The sequence below is a fragment of the Nonomuraea antimicrobica genome, from assembly GCF_039536965.1.
GTDB lineage: Bacteria > Actinomycetota > Actinomycetes > Streptosporangiales > Streptosporangiaceae > Nonomuraea > Nonomuraea antimicrobica.
On the sequence record NZ_BAAAZP010000238.1, the window covers coordinates 56,561 to 79,668 of the forward strand.

19 protein-coding genes are annotated in these 23,108 nt (G+C 70.6%); 10 read left to right on the forward strand and 9 right to left on the reverse strand.

What is annotated here, in order from left to right; genetic code table 11:
• Positions 1-574 precede the first annotated feature (574 nt).
• Positions 575-1,210 (forward strand): sigma-70 family RNA polymerase sigma factor, encoded by a 636-nt coding sequence (locus ABD844_RS50275; protein WP_090930520.1) that lies wholly within the window; start codon positions 575-577, stop codon positions 1,208-1,210.
• Positions 1,211-1,319: 109 nt separating this feature from the next.
• Here ABD844_RS50275 and ABD844_RS50280 read toward each other — a convergent pair whose 3' ends face one another.
• Both ABD844_RS50280 and ABD844_RS50285 read right to left on the reverse strand, forming a co-directional pair.
• Positions 1,320-1,697: a DUF5319 domain-containing protein gene (locus ABD844_RS50280; RefSeq protein ID WP_080043188.1), complete on the reverse strand. Its 378-nt coding sequence runs from the start codon at positions 1,695-1,697 to the stop codon at positions 1,320-1,322.
• 39 nt (positions 1,698-1,736) lie between these two features.
• Complete coding sequence (locus ABD844_RS50285; RefSeq protein WP_344896409.1) at positions 1,737-2,870, reverse strand: helix-turn-helix transcriptional regulator; 1,134 nt, start codon at positions 2,868-2,870, stop codon at positions 1,737-1,739.
• 327 nt (positions 2,871-3,197) lie between these two features.
• On the opposite strand from ABD844_RS50285, the gene guaB reads away from it, so the two are divergent.
• The 6 genes from guaB (at position 3,198) to ABD844_RS50315 (ending at position 8,882) form a co-directional block, all read left to right on the forward strand.
• Entirely contained in the window at positions 3,198-4,679 is a 1,482-nt protein-coding gene (gene guaB / locus ABD844_RS50290) for an IMP dehydrogenase (protein WP_344896412.1), read from the forward strand.
• A 4-nt stretch (positions 4,680-4,683) separates the two neighbouring features.
• Complete coding sequence (locus ABD844_RS50295) at positions 4,684-5,805, forward strand: GuaB3 family IMP dehydrogenase-related protein (protein WP_344896415.1); 1,122 nt, start codon at positions 4,684-4,686, stop codon at positions 5,803-5,805.
• A gap of 69 nt (positions 5,806-5,874) precedes the next feature.
• Entirely contained in the window at positions 5,875-6,117 is a 243-nt protein-coding gene (locus ABD844_RS50300; protein ID WP_344896418.1) for a hypothetical protein, read from the forward strand.
• A gap of 6 nt (positions 6,118-6,123) precedes the next feature.
• The gene (locus ABD844_RS50305) at positions 6,124-7,317 is read left to right on the forward strand and encodes an RNA polymerase sigma factor (RefSeq protein ID WP_344896421.1); all 1,194 of its coding nucleotides are present in this window, start codon (positions 6,124-6,126) and stop codon (positions 7,315-7,317) included.
• A complete protein-coding gene (locus tag ABD844_RS50310; RefSeq protein ID WP_344896424.1) occupies positions 7,317-8,012 on the forward strand; it encodes an SDR family oxidoreductase in 696 nt (231 codons plus the stop codon). The genes ABD844_RS50305 and ABD844_RS50310 overlap by 1 nt, the downstream gene beginning before the upstream one ends.
• Before the next feature lie 93 nt (positions 8,013-8,105).
• Entirely contained in the window at positions 8,106-8,882 is a 777-nt protein-coding gene (locus ABD844_RS50315) for a phosphotransferase family protein (protein ID WP_344896427.1), read from the forward strand.
• A 96-nt stretch (positions 8,883-8,978) separates the two neighbouring features.
• Here the strand turns inward: ABD844_RS50315 and ABD844_RS50320 are convergent, their stop codons facing one another.
• The 4 genes from ABD844_RS50320 to ABD844_RS50335 are packed head-to-tail and all read right to left on the reverse strand — an operon-like array spanning position 8,979 to position 12,733.
• Complete coding sequence (locus ABD844_RS50320; RefSeq protein ID WP_344896430.1) at positions 8,979-9,803, reverse strand: class II fructose-bisphosphate aldolase; 825 nt, start codon at positions 9,801-9,803, stop codon at positions 8,979-8,981.
• Between the two features lie 10 nt (positions 9,804-9,813).
• The gene (locus ABD844_RS50325) at positions 9,814-10,731 is read right to left on the reverse strand and encodes a 1-phosphofructokinase family hexose kinase (RefSeq protein ID WP_344896433.1); all 918 of its coding nucleotides are present in this window, start codon (positions 10,729-10,731) and stop codon (positions 9,814-9,816) included.
• Positions 10,731-11,864, reverse strand: a complete 1,134-nt coding sequence (nagA, locus tag ABD844_RS50330) for an N-acetylglucosamine-6-phosphate deacetylase (RefSeq protein WP_344896436.1) — start codon at positions 11,862-11,864, stop codon at positions 10,731-10,733. Before nagA ends, ABD844_RS50325 begins: the two co-directional genes overlap by 1 nt.
• Positions 11,861-12,733 carry an SIS domain-containing protein gene (locus ABD844_RS50335; protein WP_344896439.1) on the reverse strand — a complete coding sequence of 291 codons (873 nt, stop codon included), beginning with the start codon at positions 12,731-12,733 and terminating at the stop codon, positions 11,861-11,863. Before ABD844_RS50335 ends, nagA begins: the two co-directional genes overlap by 4 nt.
• 142 nt (positions 12,734-12,875) lie before the next feature.
• Between ABD844_RS50335 and ABD844_RS50340 the strand changes: the two genes are divergently transcribed.
• Together ABD844_RS50340 and ABD844_RS50345 are read left to right on the forward strand one after the other, a co-directional pair.
• Positions 12,876-13,646 carry a DeoR/GlpR family DNA-binding transcription regulator gene (locus tag ABD844_RS50340; RefSeq protein ID WP_344896441.1) on the forward strand — a complete coding sequence of 257 codons (771 nt, stop codon included), beginning with the start codon at positions 12,876-12,878 and terminating at the stop codon, positions 13,644-13,646.
• A gap of 105 nt (positions 13,647-13,751) precedes the next feature.
• Positions 13,752-15,488: a glycerol-3-phosphate dehydrogenase/oxidase gene (locus ABD844_RS50345; RefSeq protein WP_344896444.1), complete on the forward strand. Its 1,737-nt coding sequence runs from the start codon at positions 13,752-13,754 to the stop codon at positions 15,486-15,488.
• 147 nt (positions 15,489-15,635) lie between these two features.
• Here ABD844_RS50345 and ABD844_RS50350 read toward each other — a convergent pair whose 3' ends face one another.
• The 3 genes from ABD844_RS50350 to ABD844_RS50360 form a co-directional block, all read right to left on the reverse strand.
• A complete protein-coding gene (locus tag ABD844_RS50350; RefSeq protein ID WP_344896448.1) occupies positions 15,636-16,871 on the reverse strand; it encodes a S8 family serine peptidase in 1,236 nt (411 codons plus the stop codon).
• 161 nt (positions 16,872-17,032) lie between these two features.
• A complete protein-coding gene (locus ABD844_RS50355) occupies positions 17,033-19,138 on the reverse strand; it encodes a beta-propeller domain-containing protein (protein ID WP_344896451.1) in 2,106 nt (701 codons plus the stop codon).
• A 32-nt stretch (positions 19,139-19,170) separates the two neighbouring features.
• Positions 19,171-21,507 (reverse strand): serine/threonine protein kinase, encoded by a 2,337-nt coding sequence (locus tag ABD844_RS50360; RefSeq protein ID WP_344896454.1) that lies wholly within the window; start codon positions 21,505-21,507, stop codon positions 19,171-19,173.
• 889 nt (positions 21,508-22,396) lie between these two features.
• Between ABD844_RS50360 and ABD844_RS50365 the strand changes: the two genes are divergently transcribed.
• Positions 22,397-22,855: an MBL fold metallo-hydrolase gene (locus ABD844_RS50365; RefSeq protein ID WP_344896458.1), complete on the forward strand. Its 459-nt coding sequence runs from the start codon at positions 22,397-22,399 to the stop codon at positions 22,853-22,855.
• Positions 22,856-23,108 lie beyond the last annotated feature (253 nt).

Sequence of the window (23,108 nt, forward strand, 5' to 3'; positions counted from 1 at the left end):
TCTTCCGCCGTCCGTACGGCCCGCACCCGCTGGGGTGCGGGCCGTACGGCATTTCCGGCCCGTCCACGGGCTCCTGAAAGCCTGGACCAGGGCCGGGTGGCCCAACCGGGGCTGAGTGGCCCGACCAGGGCTGGGTGACCCCACCAGGGCCGGGTGGCCCGCAGGTGGTCACCCACGTGGCCGTCAGCGGCACGTGCCCCTGTGGCCGCCGGCGGCGTCTTCCGCCACGGGTGCCCCCAGCCGCGAGGTGCCTTCAGTCGCGAGGTGGCTCTGGGGCCGCGGGGATCTGGAGCTCCTGGAGGTCAGGGGTGAATGAGGGGAAGGTTTCGACCTTCGATGCCGCAGGTGGGGATGTGGGGAAGTGTGGAGAAAGGGGTGATTAGCCGAGTAAACCGGGAACGCGGGATAAGCGTCTGGGGTCTGACAAATATCGTGCATTCCGGGTTATCCCCTGAAACATTATGTCAATGATAAGCCTTAGTGTGGTCGGCCGATTACTGGTCGTTATCGTCGCTTCAATGTGACCAATCCGTATCCGTTCGCCATGACGACAGGCCCGATCAGTACGGGCATCATGCCTATCGTGAGCGAGGGAAGCGTCGCCGACGCCAAAATTGGGGTAAGGCTCGCGTCGAGACTTCCGGCACGGACGGATGACTCCGACCTAAGAGAACTGACGAGCCTCGCTGTGCAGGGAGATCGCAGTGCGATCGAATCCCTGCTCGGCGAGTTGCGTCCGATGGTGGTGCGGTATTGCCGTGCCAGGCTGGGCAGGGTTTCTGGGCAATATCACATTGCCGATGACGTGGCCCAGGAGGTGTGCATCGCGGTGTTGTCCGCGTTGCCGCGGTACCGCGACATGGGGCGCCCTTTCGCGTCGTTCGTGTTCGGGATCGCCTCGCACAAGGTGGCCGATGCGCTGCGCAGTTCGGTGCGCTCGGCCGTACCGACCCAGGATCTGCCCGACGGGCCCGACGACGGGCCGGGGCCAGAGGAGACGGTGGTCCGCTACATCGAGGTCGAGCACGCCCGCAGGCTCCTGGCCAGGCTGCCGGACAACCAGCGGGAGTTGCTGCTCCTGCGGGTGGTGTCGGGGCTGTCCGCCGAGGAGACCGGTAATGTACTCGGCATGTCACCAGGAGCCGTCCGCGTCGCCCAGCATCGGGCGCTGGCCAGACTGCGGCAGATGGCCGAGCTGGAGTCGGCTTGACCCCAGAGGACGAGACCGATGCGCTGCTCGACGCGCTCGGTCGTGGCGAGCGGCCCGACTCGGACGATCGAGCAGTGCGGTTGCTGGCCGCGCTGCTCGATGACGTCGGTCAGCGGCGCTCTTCGGTGTCGATGACGCCGTCGACGTAGCCTCTGGCGTAGTCCCAGCTCACGTAGTCGGCGGGGTCGGGGTGGAAGGCCGGCTCGTGCACCTGCGGCTGGCCTTTCTCGATCATCTGTTTCAGGTTGCCGCGCAGCAGCTCCCAGTCGAAGAAGTGCTGCTCACCGCACTCCGGGCAGTCGAGCACGAGCCCCAGCACTCCCTGTGGTTCGAGCAGGGAGCGGAAGACCTCGACGTCGGCGAGGTCGGTGATGGCCTCGTCGCGTTCGGCCGCTGTCAGTGGCTCGGCGTCGTCGAGTGCGCCCATCGCCGAGGAAGGGTCGTTCGGGTCGTCCGCGAACGGATCGCGGGGGACGTCTTCCAGCACCTTCCCACCATATGACCGAAGCGGCCCGCGCGGTGGGGATTACCTCAGCCATCCGCGTCTGGCTGCCTCGACACCTGCGTGAAAGCGGGACTGAGCGCCCAACTCGGTCATCGCGTCGGCGAACCTCGCGCGGACGGTGCGTACCGAGACGCCGAGCTGCCGGGCGATCGACTCGTCGCACAGGCCCTGCGCGGCCAGGCGCAACACCTGGGTCACGCCGTCGCCCCGGTGGCTCCACGGCAGCGGTACGGCGCGGGCCCACAGCTCGTCGAACAGGGAGCACAGCACGCCCACGACGACCGAGGTGCGGACGAGGTAGAAGTTGTAGGCGTGGTCGGGCAGGTTGCCGCCCCAGTGCGCGGGCAGCCCCGCCACCTCGGGCCCGACGGTCATGAACCAGCTCGGCACCCGGTCGAGCGTGCGTACCATGCCGCCGGCGTCGATCAGGCTGGTGAGCTGGTCGCGGACGCCGGGCAGCAGGAGAGTGGAGACCGGAATGATCGCGTGAACGGTGAGCAGGTTTCGTTTTTGCGCATCAATCCATGGATCCGCAAATTTCCGGGCAAAATCCGTCATGGTGCGCTCGTCTGGAATCGCGGTGACTAATTTCAACGGCGGCGACTGCGACTGCACGGCAATGCCGACCACGCTCTCGTACAGGATGTCGGCCCCGCTCGCCATCTCCACCGTGAAAGGGCCGCTGCGGTAGTCGCGGCCGGCGTCGTAGTCGCGGATCAGGCCGCGGATGGAACCGAGCGCCGAATCGATCCTGCGGCTCTCCTCGGCCAGGTGGTCGAGGCGGTCGGCGATCACCCGGCCCAGCGCCGCGGCGGGGTGCCTGGCGAGATACTGGCCGGACTGCACGTCGATCACGCCGAGCTTGACGAGATCGTCCAACTGGCGGCCGACCATGTCGACGGGGCCGTCCATCGCTTGTGCCAGATCGGAGCGCGTCGCCCTGTGCAGGCGCAGCACCGCGGAGTAGAGCGCGGTCTGGGCCGGATCGAGACCCAGCGTCTCAAAGGGATCGGAAGCGATTTGGGGCTGGTTGTGCATTACGGGCGGCTCCGTCGGGGGTTCACGGGCGTGTCGCGAGGATAGCTCCGAAGTCCGTCGCTGTCCGCTCGTTGGGCTGACTCGTTCCAAGCAGCGTGCAGCTTCGTGCAGTTGCACGTATTCACATTGCGAATGTGCCGTTGCGTAACGCAGGCTTTACCTAGCGTCGGCACCCAGCTCATGGGCCCGGCGGCGCAGGCCATCAGGACGCGGAGGGGGGTCCGGTGGCGTGGGGCGCCGCCCGCCAGGGGTGCCGGTGGCCGGTGGATGGGGCGGATCACCGACCGTCCCATCCACCGGCGCGGCGGATGCCGGGAGTACGACGGACTGTGGGGGTCATCGTCCTCCCGGCATCAGTGCCTTTTGGAGCCTCCCGGCATCAGTGCCTTTTGGAGACAGGCCCTAGACTTGGCTCAATCAGCTCAAGGCAGGAGGGGCCGCGGCATGTCCAAGTTCACCGAAATGGGATTGACCTTCGACGACGTGCTGCTGGTGCCCGCTTATTCCGACCTGCAGCCCGGTGAGGCCGACACCCGCTCCCGCCTGTCCCGAGGCATCACGTTGTCCATCCCCCTGGTCTCCGCGGCCATGGACACCGTGACCGAGGCCCGCATGGCGGTCGCCATGGCGCGACAGGGCGGCATCGGCGTCCTCCACCGTAATCTGCCGGTCGAAGAGCAGGCCCAGCAGGTCGACCTGGTCAAGCGGTCAGAGGCCGGCATGGTCACCAACCCGGTGACGTGCAGCCCCGACGACACGCTGGCCGACGTGGAGCGGTTGTGCGCCACGTACCGGATCTCCGGGGTGCCGGTGACCGACGTGTCCGGCACGCTCGTCGGCATCGTGACCAACCGCGACATGCGTTTCGAGCACGACCACTCGCGGCCCGTCCGCGAGGTCATGACCAAGATGCCGCTGGTCACGGCCCCGGTGGGGGTCTCGCGTGACGACGCGTTCACCCTGCTCAGACAGAACAAGATCGAGAAGCTGCCGCTCGTCGACGGCGAGGGCAGGCTGCGCGGCCTGATCACGGTCAAAGACTTCACCAAGAGTGAGCAGTATCCGCTTTCCACGAAAGACGCCGACGGCCGGCTCGTGGTCGGGGCGGCCGTGGGCGTCGGCGGCGACGCCGAGCTGCGCGCCAAGGCGCTCATCGAGGCCGGGGTCGACGTCGTGGTCGTCGACGTGGCGCACGGCCACTCCAGGGGCCTGGCCGACATGATCGCCAAGGTCAAGGCCAACAGCAAGGTCGACGTCATCGGCGGCAACATCGCGACCAGGGCCGGCGCCCAGATGCTGATCGACGCGGGCGCCGACGCGGTCAAGGTGGGCGTGGGCCCCGGCTCCATCTGCACCACCCGCGTGGTGGCCGGGGTCGGCGCGCCGCAGGTCACCGCCATCTACGAGGCGTCGAAGGCGGCCGGCCCCGCCGGGGTGCCGGTGATCGGCGACGGCGGCCTGCAATACTCCGGCGACATCGTCAAGGCGATCGCCGCCGGAGCCGACACGGTCATGCTGGGCTCGCTGCTCGCCGGGTGCGAGGAGTCGCCCGGTGATCTGATCTTCATCAACGGCAAGCAGTTCAAGTCGTACCGGGGCATGGGCTCGCTCGCCGCCGTACGCAACCGCGAGCGCGGCGGCACCTCCTTCAGCAAGGATCGCTACGCCCAGGCCGAGGTCGGCGGCGAGGACAAGTACATCCCCGAGGGCATCGAGGGTCAGGTGCCCTACCGCGGCCCGGTGGCGGCCGTCGCCCACCAGCTCATCGGCGGGCTGCGCCAGGGCATGTGGTACGCCGGCTGCCGCACGATCGACCAGATGCACACCGACTGCGAGCTCATGCCGATCACGGCGGCGGGCCTCAAGGAGAGTCACCCCCACGACATTCAGATGACCGTGGAAGCTCCGAACTATCACAGAAGGTAAGCGCATGACTCAGCAGGTGGAGATCGGCCGGGGCAAGACCGGTCGGCGGGCGTACGCGCTCGACGAGATCGGCCTGGTGCCCTCGCGGCGTACCCGCGACCCGGAGGAGGTCTCGATCGCCTGGCAGATCGACGCCTACCGGTTCGAGCTGCCCGTGGTCGTCGCTCCCATGGACAGCGTGGTCTCGCCGGCCACCGCCATCGAGATCGGCCGGCTGGGCGGCCTGGCGCCGCTCGACCTCGAAGGGCTCTGGACGCGATACGAAGAGCCGCTGCCGCTGCTGGAGGAGTGCGCCGCCCTCGACCAGGCGGCGGCCACCAAGCGGCTCCAGGAGATCTACGCGGCGCCGATCAAGGAAGAGCTGATCGGCCGCCGCATCGAGGAGATCCGCGCCTCCGGGGTGACCACCGCCGTGCGGCTGTCGCCGCAGCGCACGGTGCAGTACCACAAGACCGTGATCGACGCGGGTGTCGACATCTTCGTCATCCGCGGCACGACGGTCTCGGCCGAGCACGTCTCGGGGCGGGCCGAGCCGCTCAACCTCAAGCAGTTCATCTACGAGCTCGACGTGCCGGTCATCGTGGGCGGCTGCGCCACCTACACCGCCGCCCTGCACCTGATGCGCACCGGCGCGGCCGGCGTGCTGGTGGGCTTCGGCGGGGGCGCCTCGCACACGACGCGCAACGTGCTGGGCGTGGCCGTGCCGATGGCCACCGCGATCTCCGACGTCGCCGCGGCGCGACGCGACTACATGGACGAGTCCGGCGGGCGCTACGTGCACGTGATCGCCGACGGCGGCATGGGCACCTCCGGCGACATCGCCAAGGCCATCGCCTGCGGGGCCGACGCCGTGATGGTGGGTTCGCCGCTGGCCCGCGCGGCCGAGGCGCCCGGGCACGGGTTCCACTGGGGTTCGGAGGCGCACCACCCGGATCTGCCGCGCGGGCGGCGGGTCGCGTTCGGGACGGTGGGGACGCTGGAGCAGATCCTGCACGGGCCCTCCAGCGTGGCCGACGGGTCGATGAACCTCATGGGGGCGCTCAAGCGCACCATGGCCTCGACCGGCTACTCCGACATCAAGGAGTTCCAGCGGGTGGAGGTCGTCGTCGCGCCGATCCAGCGCTGATCCCTCCGCCACGTCCGTGGCTCCGCCGTACCTTCCCGGCGGCGGAGGCCGCGGCATAGGGTTCCTGCCATGGATTCCGTTGAGGAGAGAATCGCCCGGCTTGAGCAGCAGGTGGCCGAACTCCAGCGGTATCTGGGCGTCGACGCCCAGACCCCGGACGGACAGGGGCTTCCGCCGGACTTCTACCAGGCACTGCGCCAGGGCAAGACGATCACGGCCATCGCGATCTACCGGAAGGCGACGGGCGCCTCGCTGAAGGTCGCCAAGAACACCGTGGAGGCCATGCAGCGCAGGGCCGCCCTCGACCGCTGAGCGGGCATGTCCGAGATCGAGCGGGTGTTCCGCGAGGAGTACGGCCGGGCGGTCGCCGTCCTCGTACGCGTCTTCGGCGACATCGACCTCGCCGAGGAGGCGGTCCAGGACGCGTTCACCGTGGCGCTGCGCCGCTGGCCCGAGTCCGGCAGGCCGCCCAGCCCCGCGGGATGGATCATCACCACCGCGCGCAACCGGGCCGTCGACCGCCTGCGCAGGGAGTCGGCGCGGCCGGGGAAGCACGCGCAGGCGGCGCTCCTGAACGCCCCCGCCGAACCCCTGGACGAGGGGCCGGTCCACGACGACCGGCTGCGGCTGATCTTCACCTGCTGCCATCCGGCGCTGGCCACGCACGCGCGGGTGGCGCTCACGCTGCGGCTGCTGGGCGGTCTCACCACGGCCGAGATCGCCCGCGCCTTCCTGGTGCCCGAGCCGACCATGGCCCAGCGGCTGGTCAGGGCCAAGGGCAAGATCCGGGACGCGCGCATCCCGTACCGGCTGCCGCGCGCCGCCGACCTGCCTGAACGGCTGCGGTCGGTGCTGGCGGTGGTCTACCTGATCTTCAACGAGGGTTACACGGCCGGCTCCGGCGACCGGCTCGTCCGCGCGGAGCTGTGCGCCGAGGCCATCAGGCTCGGGCGGCTGCTGGCCGCGTTGCTGCCGGACGAGCCCGAGGTCGTGGGGCTGCTCGCGCTCATGGTGCTCATCGACGCGCGGCGCGCGGCGCGTACGGGGCCGGGCGGTGAGCTGGTGCCGCTGGCCGAGCAGGACCGGGAGCTGTGGAACCGGGGGCTCGTCGAGGAGGGGCAGGCCCTCGTACGGTGGTGCCTGCGGCTCGACCGGCCGGGGCCGTACCAGGTGCAGGCGGCCGTCAACGCCGTGCACAGCGACGCGGCCCGCGCCGGGGACACCGACTGGGGGCAGATCCTGCGGCTGTACGACCTGCTGCTGACGTTCGACCCGAGCCCGGTGGTGGCGCTGAACCGGGCGGTGGCGGTGGCCGAGGTCGAGGGGCCCGCGACGGCTTTGCGGCTGCTTGACGGGCTCGATGAGGTGGATGGGTACTACCTGTTCCATGCCGTACGGGCCGACCTGCTGCGGCGGGCAGGGCGTACGGCGGAGGCCGCCCAGGCGTACGAGGCGGCCATCGCCCGCTCCGGAAACGAGGTGGAGCGGGAGTTCCTGCGGGGGAGGATGTGATGGCGGTGCCACGGGTGTGCGTGGTCACGGGAGGCAACCGGGGGATCGGGCGGGAGATCGCCCGGCAGCTCGCGCTCAACGGCGACCTCGTGGTGCTGACCGCCCGTGACCTGGGCAAGGCCGAGAAGGCGGTCGGCGAGCTGGGCGGCGGGACGGTGGAGGCGCGCCGCCTCGACGTGGCGGATCCCGGGTCCGCGCGGAGCTTCGCCAGGGAGCTGGCTGACGCTCATGGGCGGGTCGACGTCCTGGTCAACAACGCGGCCATTCACTACGACACCTGGCAGCGGGCCTCCGACGCGGATCTCACGGTGGTCAGGGAGGCGCTGGAGACGAACCTCCTGGGCGCGTGGCAGGTGACGCTGGCGCTGCTGCCGCTGCTGCGGGCCTCGGGGCACGCGCGGGTGGTGAACGTCTCCAGCGAGCTGGGGTCGCTGGCCTCGATGGGGGCGGGGAACCCGGCGTACGCGGTGTCCAAGGCCGGGCTGAACGCGCTGACCAGGATCCTGGCGGCCGAGTTGCGCGGCGAGGGGATCCTGGTCAACGCCGTGTGCCCCGGGTGGGTGGCGACCGACATGGGCGGTCCCGGCGGGCGGCCGGTGGCCGAGGGGGCGCGCAGCGTGCTGTGGGCGGTGGATCTGCCCGACGACGGGCCCAGCGGCGGGTTCTTCCGCGACGGGCGGCCCGTGCCCTGGTGAACGCGGCCGGGCAGAGGCCATCAGCACGGTGCCGTTGCCGGACGCGGGCCCGTCACCAGGGCCGACGCGCGGTTGGTGCCCTAGCATGCGGGCATGGCTGATCTTCAGCACACCCACGAGCTGTCGTACGAGGGCGACCGGGTCGTCAAGCGATACCTGGACAGCAAGCCCGGCGCGGCCGACCGCGAGTGGCGGGCACTGAACCTGCTGGCCGAGCACGCACCCGGGCTGGCTCCCGAGCCGATCGCGTACGACGGTGACGTGGTCACGATGTCCCGGATCGGCGGGGTGCCGCTGCGAGGGCTGCTCGCGCGTGCCGTGCACGTCTCGGCCATGGCCGACGCGCTCGCCGAGCTGCACGCCGCCGTGCCCGAGCAGGTGCTGCGCGGCCTGCCGGTACGCCCCTGGCAGCGCGAGGCGCTCGTCGACTGGGTCAGGCGCCGCTGTGGCTCCTGGGAGCCGAGGGACCCGCTGGCGGACCGGGCGGTCAAGGAGGGGCTGCGGTGGCTGGAGGGCTGGTCGCCGGGAGAGACGGGCATCAGGCCGGCCTTCGGGGCGGGTGACGGCAACCTGGCCAACTTCCTGTGGGACGGCAGCCGCGTACGCATCGTCGACTTCGAGGACTCCGGGCGCAGCGACGTGGCGTTCGAGCTGGCGGAGCTGGCCGAGCACGTGTCGATGTGGGTGGACGGCGAGGTGGAGATCGCGCGCAGGTTCGAGCTGACCCCGCCGGAGGAGCGGCGGCTGCGCGACTGCCGCAAGGCGCACGCGCTCGTCTGGTTGTTCCTGCTGTCCCACGAGGGTCCCCGCAACCCGCCCGGGACCTTCCGGCGCCAGGTCGAGCGGGTCCTGGCACGACTGGGCGCATGAGACCGGCGGGAGAGGGCGACCGGGGCGGCCGTCGAGCAGCTCGTCCACGACGCCTGCACGCCCTGGGCCGTTCGGCCGCGCCGGTGCGCGAACGGCTCAGCTCGTGAGCACGCCCAGGAGGTGGGACACCTCGCGCGTCACCGCGTCCCGGCCCGCCTTGAGGTATTTGCGGGAGTCGACGACGCGCTCGTCGTGGGTCAGGTAGTCGCGTACCGCGCCGGTGAACGCCTTGTTCAGGTGGGTGGCGATGTTGATCTTCTTCATGCCCTGGCGTACGGCCTCGCGCAGCACGTCGTCCGGCACCCCCGACGAGCCGTGCAGCACCAGCGGCACCGGTACGGCCGCGCGCAGCTCGGCGATGAGCTCCAGGTCGAGCACGGCGTCCTTGGTCGTCATCGCGTGCGAGGTGCCCACGGCCACGGCCAGCGCGTCGACGCCGGTCCTGGTCACGTAGTCGACCGCCTCGTGCGGCTTGGTACGGGCGCCGGGCGCGTGCACGCCGTCCTTGCCCCCGACCTCGCCCAGCTCGGCCTCCACCCAGACGCCGCGCTGGTGGCACCAGGCCGCGACCTCGGCCGTGGTGGCGACGTTGTCCTCGTCGGGCAGGGCGGAGGCGTCGTACATGACCGAGCCGAGGCCGAGCGCGACCGCCTCCTCGACGAGCGCCCGGTCGGTGGCGTGGTCGAGGTGGACCGCGACCGGCACCTCGGCCCGCCTCGCCACCGCGAGCGCGGCCAGCGCGACCGGCTCCAGGGCGCCGTGGTAGCGCACGCAGTTCTCGCTGATCTGCAGCACGACCGGGAGCTTCAGGGCCTCGGCGCCGGTGACGATGGCGGTGGCGTGTTCGAGCTGGATCACGTTGAACGCGCCCACCCCTGCGGGTGACTGGCTGACGATGTCGCCGATGGCGGCGAGGGGCATGCCTGGCTCCTTACGTGATGGTGATCTGGGGGTGGATGGCGGCGTACAGGTCGGGGTCGAACTCGCCGGCCACGGGCGTGGCCACGGCCGCCGCGCCGAGGGCGGCGGCCCGCCGGAGCCGGTCGGGCCACGGGGCCGACTCCACCAGGCCGAGCGCCAGCCCGGCGACCAGGGCGTCACCCGCCCCGGTCGGGTTGCCCGCCACCTTGTACGGCATCCGCGCCCTGAACGTCCCCCCGCCGGTGACCGCGAGCAGGCCCTCCTCGCCCATGGACACGACCACCGACTCGGCTCCCTGCTCGCGCAGCACCTGGGCGCCCTCGGCCGGGGTGCCGCCGGGAACGGCCCTGGACAGCTCGTCCGCGTTGGGCTTGACGACGGAGGGGCGGCCCTTGGGGGCGTGGCGCAGGGGCTCGCCGTCGGCGTCCACGATGGCGGGGACGCCCCGGTCCGCGGCGACGGCGGCCAGGGCGGCGTAGGTGTCGGCGGGCACCCCGCGCGGCAGGCTGCCCGAGATCACCACCGCTCTGGCGGTCGCCAGCAGCGCTTCGTACGTGGTCAGGAAGGCCCGCAGCTCGGCGGGCGTGACCTCGGGCCCCGGCTCGTTGAAGAGCGCCGTACGCCCCGCGCCGGTCTCGGGTGGTTCCGAGACCGCGAGCGTGGTGCGGGAGTCGGCGGTGATGCCGGTCAACGCGCTCGGCAGCCCCGCCGCGCGCAGGTCGGCCTCGATCGCCCGCCCGGTCGGCCCGCCCGCCAGCCCGCTGACCAGGACGTCCTGGCCGAGCGCGGCCAGCACTCTGGCCACGTTGACGCCCTTGCCGCCCGCCCGCCTGTGCACCGCGCTGACCCGGTTGACGCCGTCCCAGTCGACGCCGGGAACCTGGTACGTCACGTCGAGAGCGAGGTTGAGCGTCACCGTGAGGATCATCAGGGCTCCGTGATCCAGACGCCGTCCTTCAGCACGCCGTCCACCTCCAGGGAGTCGGAGAGCACCACCAGGTCGGCCGCCTTGCCGACGGCGATCGAGCCGATGCGGTCGGCCAGGCCCAGCACCCGGGCCGGGGTCAGCGAGGCCACCTGCACCGCGTCCGGCAGCGACATGCCCACCTCCTGGACGCTGCGTCGGAACGCCACGTCCATGGTGAGCGTGGAGCCCGCGATCGAGCCGCCCTCGACCAGCCTGGCCACGCCGCCCTCGACCCGGACCTGCATGGGGCCCAGCCCGTAGTCACCGTCGCCCAGGCCGGTGGCCGCCATCGCGTCGGTGATCAACGCGGTCCGGCCCGGCCCCGCCACCTCGTACGCCAGGCGCAGCATGGCCGGATGCACGTGCACTCCGTCGTTGATCAGCTCGACCGTCACCCGCTCGTCGTCGAGCAGCGCGGCCACCGGGCCGGGGGCGCGGTGGCCGAGCGGCGGCATCGCGTTGTAGAGGTGGGTGGCCACGCTCGCGCCCGCCTCGATGCCGGCGATCGTCTGCTCGAAGTCGGCGTCGCTGTGGCCGATGGCGGCGATCACGCCTTCGGCGGCGGCCGCCCTGATCGTGTCGAGCGCGCCGGGCAGCTCGGCCGCGATGGTCACCATGCGTACGTGCCCGCGCCCCGCCTTGACCAGCCGCGCGAACTCCTCGGGCGAGGGCTCGCGCAGCATCGTCGGGTCGTGCGCGCCGCAGCGCGCCCTGGAGATGTACGGGCCCTCGAAGTGGATCCCGGCCACCAGCCCCTCGTCACACAGCTCGGCCAGCGCCGAGGCCGCCCTGGTGAGGCCCTCGATCGAGTCGGTGACCAGGCTGGCCATGGTCGTAGTGGTGCCGTGGCGCCGGTGCAGCGCCACGGCGTCACGCGCCTTGTCCAGCTCGCCGGTGGGAAACGACCCGCCCGCGCCGCCGTGGTTGTGGATGTCCACGAACCCCGGTACGACGTGCCGCCCGCCCAGGCCGAGGCCGGGACCGGGGGCGGATCCGTGGCCGACGTGCGTGATGCGGCCGTCTTCGATGGTCAGCCACCCCTCGTGAACTCCGTCGGGGGTCACGATCCGGGCGTCGGCAAGAGTAAGGCTCATGAAGAAAGGATCACAGATCGCGTGAGGTGCATGGGCTCGTCGGGGTCGAGCCCCTTGGCGAAGGCCCGCGCCACGGCCACCCGCTGGGCGCGGATCAACTCGGCCATCGGGTCGAGCCCGGTCTCGACGAACGTGCCGCCGGTCGCCTCGACCTGCGCGCGCAGGCCCTCGGGGGCGGTGCCGAGCATCCAGGTGACCCTCCCGGGCCCGGCGATGCTGATCGGGCCGTGCCGGTACTCCATCGCGGGGTACGCCTCCGTCCACGAGCGGGACGCCTCGCGCATCTTCAGCGCCGCCTCCTGGGCCAGGCCGACCGACCAGCCGGCGCCCAGGAAGCTGAACTGCTCGGCGCCGACCAGCTCGGCGGGCAGCGGCTCGGCCACGGCCCGCTCGGCGTCGGCGACGGCGGGCGCGAGGTCCTCGCCCAGCCCGGCGCGGAGCATGGCGAGCTGCGTGGTGGCGAACCTGGTCTGCACGACCGACCTCTCGTCGGCGTAGTCGAGCACGATGACCTCGTCGGCGGCCCGCATGATCGGCGTCTCCGGGTCGGCGGTGACGGCCGTGGTCCGCGCGGTCGTGCGCGCCAGCAGGTCGAGGACCTCGGTCGTGGTGCCCGAGCGCGAAAGCGCGAGCACCCGGTCGTAGCGGCGGCCCGTGGGGAACTCGGAGGCGGCGAACGCGTCCGTCTCGCCGTGCCCGGCCCGCTCACGCAGCGCCGCGTACGCCATCGCGATGAACCACGACGTACCGCAGCCGACGACGGCGACCCGCTCGCCGTGGCGTGGCAGCGCGTCGGCGGGAACGTTCGCGGCGGCGCGCTGCCAGCACGACGGCTGGGACGCGATCTCGGCCTCGGTGTGGGTGGTCACCGATTACCTCCCCAGATGTGATTGTTTCTGTCGTTTTCATAGTACGAAAGTGCAGCAATGAACACCAGTGGCCCTGGCACCCCAGGTTGTGCCACGCTTGCTCCTGACCTCGTCCTCGAGAGAGGCCCAAGGGAGGCTCTTCGTGTCCCGCTACGACCGCTGGAACGCCATCCTGGAGCTGCTGTCGCAGGAGGGCAGGCTGTCGGTGGAGGAGGCCGCGCAGGCGCTCGACGTCTCCACCGCGACGATCAGACGGGACTTCGACCAGCTCGCCCAGCAGCAGATGCTCATGCGTACGCGGGGCGGCGCGGTGGCGCAGAGCGTCAGCTACGACCTCCCGCTGCGCTACAAGACCGCCCGGCACGCCGACGAGAAGCACCGGATCGCGGTCGCGGCGGCCGAGCTGGTCCCGCCGGGGGCCATCGTGGGGCTCAACGGCGGCACGACCACCTCCGAGCTGGCCCGTACGCTCGCCACGTCGGCCACGCTGGAGAGCGGGTTCACGATCGTCACCAACGCGCTCAACATCGCCGCCGAGCTGACCGTCCGGCAGCACGTCAAGATCGTGGTCACCGGCGGGGTGGCCAGGCCGCAGTCTTACGAGCTGATCGGGCCGCTGGCCACCGGGGTGCTGGAGCAGGTGACGCTCGACGTGGCGTTCCTGGGAGTGGACGCGCTCGACGTCGAGCTGGGGGCCTCGGCGCACCACGAGGGGGAGGCCAGCGTCAACCACCTGCTGATCAGCCGGGCCGCGCAGGTCGTGGTGGTGGCCGATTCGTCCAAGGTGGGGCAGCGGGCCTTCTCACGGATCTGCCCGATCGGCCAGATCGACACGCTCGTGACCGACGGGCGGCTCTCCGACGAGCTGACGGGCCGGCTCACCGACGCCGGGGTGAAGGTCATCCGCGCCTGACGCGCCCGGCCCGCGACGGGGAGGCGCCGCCCGGCGGGAGTTACAGAAAGAGGGGCGCGCGGGTAGGTATCGAGCACAGGCGACAATGCCGTACCAGGGGGATTTATGACGGCGGGAAGGAGCGCGGCCCGGCTCGGGCCCGCGGAGCGCGCCGAGGCGCTGGAGCGCATGGCGGCCCAGGAGCTCGACGTGGTCGTGGTCGGCGGCGGCGTCGTGGGGGCGGGCATCGCGCTCGACGCCGTGACCCGCGGGCTCGACGTGGCCCTGGTCGAGGCGCGTGACTTCGCCTCCGGCACCTCGTCGCGCTCGTCCAAGCTGATCCACGGCGGCCTGCGTTACCTCGAACAGCTCAACTTCGAGCTGGTACGTGAGGCCCTGCAAGAGCGCGCGCTGCTGCTCCAGCGCATCGCGCCGCACCTGGTCAGGCCGGTGCCGTTCCTGTTCCCGATGACCCACTACGGCTGGGAACGCCCCTACGTGGGCGCGGGCGTGGCCCTGTACGACACGCTCGGCTTCGCCACCGGCGTGACCCGCGGCGTGCCCGGTCACCGGCACCTGTCCAGGGCGAGGGCGCTGCGCCTGGCCCCGGCGCTGAAGAAGAGCGCCTTCACCGGCGCCGTCCAGTACTGGGACGCCCAGGTCGACGACGCCCGCTACGTGATGACCCTCCTGCGCACCGCGGCCACGTACAGCGCGTACATCGCGCCCAGGGCGCAGGTCGTGGGCTTCCTGCGGGAGGGCGAGCGGGTCACCGGCGTACGCGTGCGCGACCTGGAGTCCGGCCACGATTTCGAGGTACGCGCCCGGCAGGTCGTCAACGCCACAGGCGTGTGGACCGACGACATCCAGGAGCTGGTCGGAGGGCGGGGCCAGATCCACGTACGCGCCTCCAAGGGCATCCACCTGGTCGTGCCGAGAGACCGCATCCACTCGCTGACCGGCATCATCCTGCGTACCGAGAAGTCGGTGCTCTTCGTGATCCCCTGGGGCCGCCACTGGATCATCGGCACCACCGACACCGAGTGGACGCTCGACAAGAGTCATCCGGCCGCCTCCCGCGCCGACATCGACTACCTGCTCGACCACGTCAACGCCGTGCTGTCCGTGCCGCTGACCCGCGACGACGTCGAGGGCGTCTACGCGGGGCTGCGTCCGCTGCTGTCGGGCGAGTCGGACGAGACCTCCAAGCTGTCCAGGGAGCACGTGGTGGCGCATCCTGTGCCGGGCCTGGTGATGATCGCGGGCGGCAAGTACACGACCTACCGGGTCATGGCGAAGGACGCGGTGGACGCCGTGGCGCACGGGCTCGACCAGCGGGTGCCGCGCTCGTGCACCGACCGCGTACCGCTCGTGGGCGCCGAGGGCTACCAGGCGCTGTGGAACTCGCGCTACCGGATCGCGCAGAGCTCCGGGCTGCACGTGGCCAGGATCGAGCACCTGCTCCAGCGGTACGGCTCGCTGATCGACGAGGTGCTCGAGCTGATCGAGCGCGACCCGTCGCTCGGCCGCCCGCTGTCGGGGGCCGACGACTATCTGCGGGCCGAGATCGTCTACGCGGCCAGCCACGAGGGCGCCCGGCACCTCAACGACGTGCTGACCCGGCGTACCCGCATCTCCATCGAGACCTTCCACCGCGGGCTGGCGGTGGCGCAGGAGGCCGCCGAGCTGCTGGCCGAACCGCTCGGCTGGGACGGCGAGCAGGTGAAGCGGGAGGTCGAGTACTACACCAAGCGGGTCGAGGCCGAGCGCCGCTCGCAGGAGCAGGACTCCGACCAGGAGGCCGACGCGATCAGGCTGGGGGCGCCGGAGATCGTCCCCGTGGTCGCGCCCGAGCACACGTGAGCGGGGTCAAGGCGTGAGCAGGGTCGACGCGGAAGGGCGGCCCGCGGTGCTGTGGGCTCCGCGGACCGCCCGTTCCAGGATGGTTCTCCTTCACTTGCTCACGTGGCGACCGTCAGGTCCGTCACGGCCGCACGTCGCTACGGACGGTTAGTAGCGCGTGGCGTTGCTGACGTCGAGCAGCGGCTCCTTGACGCCGTCGCCCGAGTCGTCGGTCCAGTTGAAGTTGCCGGTGGAGATCAGCGTGCTGCGCACCGCCAGCGCACCCGCCCGCGTCGTCGGCTTGCGAGTGCCACGGGTGAGCAGCCCCGCCGCGCCGGCCACGTGCGGGCTGGCCATCGAGGTGCCGCTGATCGTGGCGTAGCCGCCGTTGCTGTAGGTCGAGTAGATGCAGGTGCCCGGCGCGGTGATCTCCACGGTCGCGCCGTAGTTGGAGTAGAACGCCAGGGTGTCGTCCACGTCGGTCTCGCTGCGGCACGAGAGCGTGCTGCCCCCGGTGCCACCGGCCAGACCGTCGTTGTCGGTCAGCGCGGAGACGGTGACCACGTCGGCGTGGTTGGCGGGGAAGAACGTCGAGGTGTTGATGCGGCTGTTGCCCGCGGCCACCACGACGACGATGCCGGCGTTGACCGCGTTCGTGATCGCCGTGCTGATCGCGCTGCTGGTGCAGCCGTTGCAGCCCAGGCTCAGGTTGATGACCTCGATGGTGGAGGCGCGCGCCACCACCCAGTTGATGCCCGCGGCGATGGCGGACAGGGTGCCGGACCCGGCCGAGTTGAGGACCTTCACGCCGTGGATGCGGGCGCCGGGCGCGACGCCCACCGGGCCGATGGTGTTGTCGATGGCGCCCACGGTGCCGGCGACGTGGGAGCCGTGGCCGTTGTCGTCGACGCCGGAGTTGTTGACGCACACGCCGGTCACGCAGTTGGCGATGGCGGCCACGTTCAGGTCGGGGTGGGTGTTGTCCACGCCGGTGTCGACCACGGCGACGTCGACGTCGATGCGGACGTCGTCGGTGCTGTCGATGTCGATGTTGGGGTTACCGGGGGCGAAGATGCGCCGGATGCCGGTGGGTACGGTCTGGACGAACGCGTGCACCTCGGCGTCGGGCTCGACGGTGAGCACGCTCGGGTCGCTCTTGAGCTTCTCGGCGGCGGTGGCGCTCAGGCGGGCGGTGTAGCCCTTGAACGCGTGCTCGTAGACGCCGATGAGCTGTCCGCCGTGCTGGGCCACCTGGGTCTCGGCGGCGTTGTGCGGTGCCCGCAGCGACGGGTTGAGCTGGACGATGTAGGTGCCTTCAGGGGCGGCTGCTGACACGGGCAGTGGCGCCGCGAGTAACGCAAGCGCGCTGACGAGCAACGCGAGCAGGGGGGTGCGTGATCGCATGGCAGCGTGGGGCCCTTTCTGGTTGATGGACCGGAGGCCCTCGTTTGTGACAGGATCCGCCCGGCCCGACATGACAGTGTCAGCAAATTTTTCATCATGTGTCCGGATAAGTCCATAAAAAAGATGCCGGTTCGCTAGGGCGAACCGGCATGTTTAGCGGCTTAACGAAGTGGGATCCAGTTTTGTGAGGCGAGCGTGGCCAGGTCGTTGACCTGCACGCCTTCGTAGGAGAACGTCCAGATCGAGGCACCGATGATCAGTGAGCGCTGGATGCCCGGCTGATATCGGTAATCTCCCTCCTGAGTCGGATGGTGGATCATGCCGAGCCGCCGCACGCCCGAATCGTCGATCTTTAGCACCAGCGCGCCCGACTCCTCCTGCTGGGTCAGCGGGATCACCGACAGGCCGGTCTTCGGCCAGTACAGGAACGCGTGCGGGTCCCACTCGGCGCCCGAGCCCGAGTCCTTCTGGAAGAACTGCGACATCCGGCGCGGGGCGGCGGGGTCGCTGACGTCGAACAACGAGACCTGCGTCCCCAGCGTCCTGCCCTGCTCACTGGCCTCCTGCCCGATGCCGATCAGCCGGCCCTCCGCGCCGGGATGCAGGTACGCCGAGTACCCGGTGATCTTCAGCTCGCCCGTCACCTTGGGCGCCGCCGGGTCGCGCAGGTCGAGCGTGTACAGGGGGTCCACCTGGCGGAAGGTGACGCAGTAGCCGACCGGGCCGATGAACCTGACCGAGTAGATGCGCTCGCCCTTGCCCAGGCCGCCGACCTCGCCGACCTTGGCCATGGTGTCGGTCTTGAGCACGTAGACGGTGCTGGAGCTGGTCGAGCCGTCCTGGGAGTTGAGGGTGGTGGCCAGGCGGAGGTGGCCGTCGTACTCGGAGAGCGAGTACTGGTTCAGCAGCCGGCCCGGCACCTTGCCCGAGGCCACGTACCTGGGCGCGCCCGGGGAGGAGAGGTCGAACCTGTGCACCTCGGTCTCCTCGGGCGGGACCGTGGGGGTGGGGCGCGGGTCCGGTCGCCGGGGTGCGCTCGCCGACATGGACACGGCGGGCTCGTCGGGGGTCGGCTCCTCGGCGGGGGCGGCGGTGGCGCCGTCGGGCGGGGTCTGGGCGGTGGGGGTGTCGCTCGGGGGCGGGGTTGAGGTGGCGGTGTCGCTCGGGGTCGGGGCCGGGGTCTTGGTGGTGGCGGTGTCGCTCGGGGCGGGCGTCGTCGTCGGGGGCACGACGGCCGGGAGCGGGCGCACCGGGAACCACCATTGCGGGTTGCTGGCCACGTACAGGCTCTGGCCGGTGCCGTAGACGGTGTCGCCGTCGGCCGCCAGGCTGATCGGGTCGGTCCCGGCGGCGGTGACGCCCTGCGCCAGGTCGATGGTGTGCACGGTCAGCATCGAGGTGCCGGTGTACTCGGCGGGGTGGCTGACCCGCTCGCACGCGACCGTGTCCTTCTTGACCGCGCCCGAGGCGTCCGTGATCTCGATCTTGGGCAGCCAGGCGTCCACCGGCGCCCGCCGGACCGTGGCCTGGTTCGCCTTGACCAGCTCGGCCTCCGAGGTTTCGCCCTGCGGCTGGGGGAAGGTGATGTCGGGCTGGCTGCGGGTGACGATCCGGACCGTGGAGCCGACCATCCTGGCGTCCACGTACGAGCCCTGCGGCTTGATCGTGCTCAGCACCTTGGGCTCGCCCGCGAGGTCGACCAGCACGTACCGGGTGTCTCCCGGCGGGACGATCGACTTGTACATGACATCACCGCCGCGCATGAGCACCAGCGCGCGGTCCCCCGAGACGAGCAGGTCGCCGGGGATGCCCGCGCCGCCGTCGCCCTCGGTGAGCTTGAGCGACGCCGTGACCTTCCTGGTGGCCGTGTCGATGATCCGCAGGGTGCCGTCCGTGACCGTGAAGACCCGGTTGCCGTCGGTCTTGACCAGGTCGGGCTCGTCCACGCCGGCCTCGTGCACGTTCGTCGTGGAGTGCTCGGGCGTGTCGGCCCTGCCCTTCGCCTGGGAGGCCATGCTCGACGCGTCCTCCATGTAGGCGATGGGCATGGCGTTGCCGAAGCCGTACGCGGTGACGTTCTCGGCGGTCTTCTCCCGCAGGCCGGACAGCAGGTCGTCGCAGCTCGTGTAGGCCACCAGGCGGACGGCGCCGAGGTTCGCCTTCGGGGGCGGCTGCCGGTCGGGGGTCCCTCCCGTCGAAGAGGTGCAGGCGGCCGTGACGGTCGCGAGCGCCGCGGCGGTCACCGCCGTGCGGATCAACGTCTTCATGCCCTCCATGACGGTTGCGGGGGCGGGATGGTTCAGGAGCCCCGGTTCGGGTTGACGGTGAAGGCGGGGCTGAACCTGACGTCGTCGGGGGTCTCCATCAGCTTGCGCACCATCTTGCCGTCGAAGTCGACGACCTGGAGCTCGTCCGTCTCCTCGGCGTTGTCGTTCTCCCAGCAGTAGAGGTGGGTCTCGTCGTAGAAGCCGAGGACCTTGTCGCAGTCGGAGTAGAACCTGTGCGCCTGCTCGCCGGAGGCCACGTCCCAGATGCAGTGGTCACCGTCGCTGCCGCCCGGACAGTTGGTGACGAAAGACTTGCCGGAGGGCGAGAAGACGTCCAGCGTGCCGACGTAGAGCCGGCCGATGCCGGGCTGGGAGCGCGTGGCCTTGCCGTTGGCGTCGAAATAGCGCAGGGCGGCGTCGTTCTCGTCGCCGTAGTAGTTGATGGTGCTCTTGCCGTCGGGGCCGAGGCCGAAGGCGTGCTCGCGTACGGAGGTGTCGTTCACGTTGACGACCTTGGCCTTCTTCGCGGCCACGTCCACGAGCACGAAACCGGGGTAGACCCACTCGTCGTCGGCGATCTTGTGCTCGATGTTGAGCAGGATCCGCGAGCCGTCGTTCGACCAGGACCTGATGCTGCTGATCAGCGGGTCTTTGACGGTCTTGATCGTGGTACGCCGGCCGGTCTGCCGGTCGGTGATGACGATGAAGTCGTAGTCGTCACTGGTGTAGCGCTTGCCCCTGGAAGCCAGGTAGCGCCCGTCGGGGGAGACCATCGACTCCGCGTTGCCGGCGTACTTGGTGAACGAACCCGACAGGGAGGCCCTGGCGTAGTCGGTCCACTCCTTCTTGTCCTTGTCGTAGATCTCGTAGGAGGTCAGGACGATGGCGTCGGAGGGGTGCTCGTACAGGGTGATGTCGGCTCCCACGAGCGTCTTCGCGGTGCCCCGGGGCGGCACGCTCGCCTGGGTGGCGGACGGTTTCGCCGTGGTGCCGGTCCGCGTCCGCGCGGGCGAGGAGGAGGACGCCAGGTTCCCCGCGGACGATTTGTCGAGCTGGATGACCACGATGACCCCGGCGAGCACCAGCAGCGCCGCCGCCACCGCGAGACCGGCGATCAGCGGGCCCCTGGCGCTCTTGCGCCGGTGATGGGGGTGGACGACCGGCTGCCCTGAGGGTGGGATGGTGGGGGTGTTGTGCCACGGCCGCCGAGGGGCGGGCGCCTGCTGCGCGAACCTGCCCGGATACGGCGTCGTCTCCGGATACGGGACGGAACCGGACAACGGCCCAGAAGGCGGCCCGTGTTGTGGTCCGGAGTGGGGGCCGGGAGGGGGCGCGGACGGCCGCCCGGAAGGAGGACCGGACGGTGGCCCAGAGGGTGGCCCAGAGGGTGGCCCAGAGGGTGGCCCAGAGGGTGGCCCAGAGGGTGGCCCAGAGGGTGGCACGGACGGTGGCGCGGGGGCGGCCTCGGCGGCGGCCCTCGCCAGCATGCCCGCGTTCATGCCCGCGTTCATGGCTGCGTTGGGGGTTGCGTTCGGGGCTGCGTTCATCCCCGCGTTCGGAGCCGGTTGCTGGAGCAGCCTCATGATCACTTGTTCGGCCGTGGGCCGCTGCGCCGGGTCCTTCGACAGGCAGGAGGCCACGACGTCGCGCAGCGTACCGTCGAGCACGCTCAGATCGGGCTCCTGGTTGAGCACCCGGTTGATCACCGCGGGCATGGTGTCGCTGCCGAACGGAGCCCGTCCCGACGCCGCGAACACCATCGCCCCGGCCCACGAGAACATGTCGGCGGCCGGCCCCACCGTGTGCCCCATGATCTGCTCGGGCGGCATGTACGACGGCGTCCCCACGACCATGCTGCTGATCGTGGAGGTGGCGTCGAGCGCCCGCGCGATGCCGAAGTCGATCACCCGTGGCCCGTCGGCTCCGATGATCACGTTGGCCGGTTTGAAGTCGCGGTGCACGATGCCGGACTGGTGGATGGCGGCCAGCGCGGTCGCGGTGCCGATGGCCAGCCGGTGCAGCACGGAGCCCGTACGCGGCCCCTCGTCCTGCACCACCCGCTGTAGGGAGGGCCCTTCGATGAACTCGCTGACGATGTACGGCCGGTCCTGTTCGACCCCCGTGCCCAGGACGGCGGCTGTGCAGAAGGGCGCGACCTGCTGGGCGACCTGCACCTCGCGCAGGAACCGCTCAACGCTCACCTGGTCGCCCGACAGGTCGGGCCGCAGCCATTTGACCGCCACGTTGCTGCCCGCGTGATCTTTGGCGAGGTAGACGACGCCCTGTCCGCCCTCGCCGAGCCGGCCGAGGAGATCCAGGCTCCCCAGGCGTTGTGGATCTCCAGGGCGGAGGGGAGCGAAGGATGCCATGTAAAGATTCTGTCGCTACGCCACGGAACTGCAAAAACTACCGGCGGGTAGTTCCGCGGAATCTTCCGGCCGCTCGACACGATTCTCGAGAACGCCCACGTCGGCACGGCCACGGACGGGAGAGTCCCGCCCGACGAGCGGGACGTCGCCGAGGACGTCATCTACGAGAGCTACGAGGTCATGGCGGACGGCTCCCGCAAGCCATCGAGAAGATCAAGACGGGTGACGAAGCTCTGGCCACCGACACCTCCACCGGTCGGACCGAGGCCGGACCGGTCATCGCCCTGATCGTCGGCGAGGGTCGCAAGCGATCGAGCAGCGAACGCCAGTCCAGCGCGTGCACCACCATGTGTTAGCCGATGATGAGGCAGTTCTCAGCCACAATGCCGGTCCGGGTGACGACAGAGTTTGTGAGCTGATCAGTGGCCCAGGTCCGAACCTGATCGATGACATCGGCGACAGGCACGGTTGCCACACGTGTTCTAGCAAGATTTCGGGGGCCAGGCGCGGTCGGTCACCAGCCGCCAGCTGTGGTCGTGTTCCTGCGGCGGGGTCATTCGGGGGAATAGGCGGTAGGGAAAGGGGGTGTCCATGCAGGGCATGGAGATTCGTTATGGCGGAGGGCCGACGGCCGTACTGGAGATCGGTGGGGTGCGGCTGCTGACCGACCCCACCTTCGACGCGCCTGGGGACTATCCGATCGGGAATCGGGCGCTCACGAAGACGGCGGGGGCGGCGTTCGGGGCCGACGAGGTGGGGTCCGTCGATGTTGTGCTGTTGTCGCACGATCAGCATCCGGACAATCTCGATCGGGCCGGGCGGGAGTATCTGGGGGACGGTGCCGTTGGTGCTCTCTACGGGCTCTGCGGCGTCGCGGATCGGTGCGCCCGTGCGGGCGCTGCCCAACTGGACGTCTGTCGAGGTGGGTGGTGGCGGGCTGCGGGTGACCGGGGTTCCGGCGCAGCACGGGCCCGACGGGACCGAGCACCTTGTCGGGGAGGTGACCGGGTTCGTGCTCTCGGGTGAGGGGCTGCCGACCGTCTATGTGAGCGGGGACAACGCCTCGCTGGACGTCGTACGCGCTGTGGCGGAGCGGGTGGGGCGGGTGGACGTGGCCCTGCTGTTCGCCGGTGGCGCAAGGACGCCGCTCGTCGATGGATATCTGACGCTGACCAGCGAGGACGCGGTCGCGGTGGCCGAGATCCTCGGCGCTCGGTACGTGGTGCCGCTGCACTTCGAGCACTGGGCGCACTTCACGCAGGGGCGGGAGTCGGTGGAGAGGGCGTTCGCGGGGTACGGGGAGCGGCTGCGGCTCCTCGCTCCCGGCGAGCGGACCAGCATCCGCTGATCAGCTCAGCCCTTGCCGGGATGGTGGTGGCTCTCGCAGGTCTCGGTCGCTGCTCCTGCCTGGAAGGCGGTGGTCCGAAGGGTCTCGGTCGCCGGTCCTCCCTGGACGGTGGTGGTCCGGAAGGGGCTTGGTCGCCGCTCCTGCCCGGATGCTGGTGATTCCGGGGTCTCGGTCGCCGCTCGTGCCTGGTTCTGGTGGCTCCTGGGCAGCGGTCTCGGTGGGTGCTGTTGGCTTCTGGCGAACGTGGGCGGTT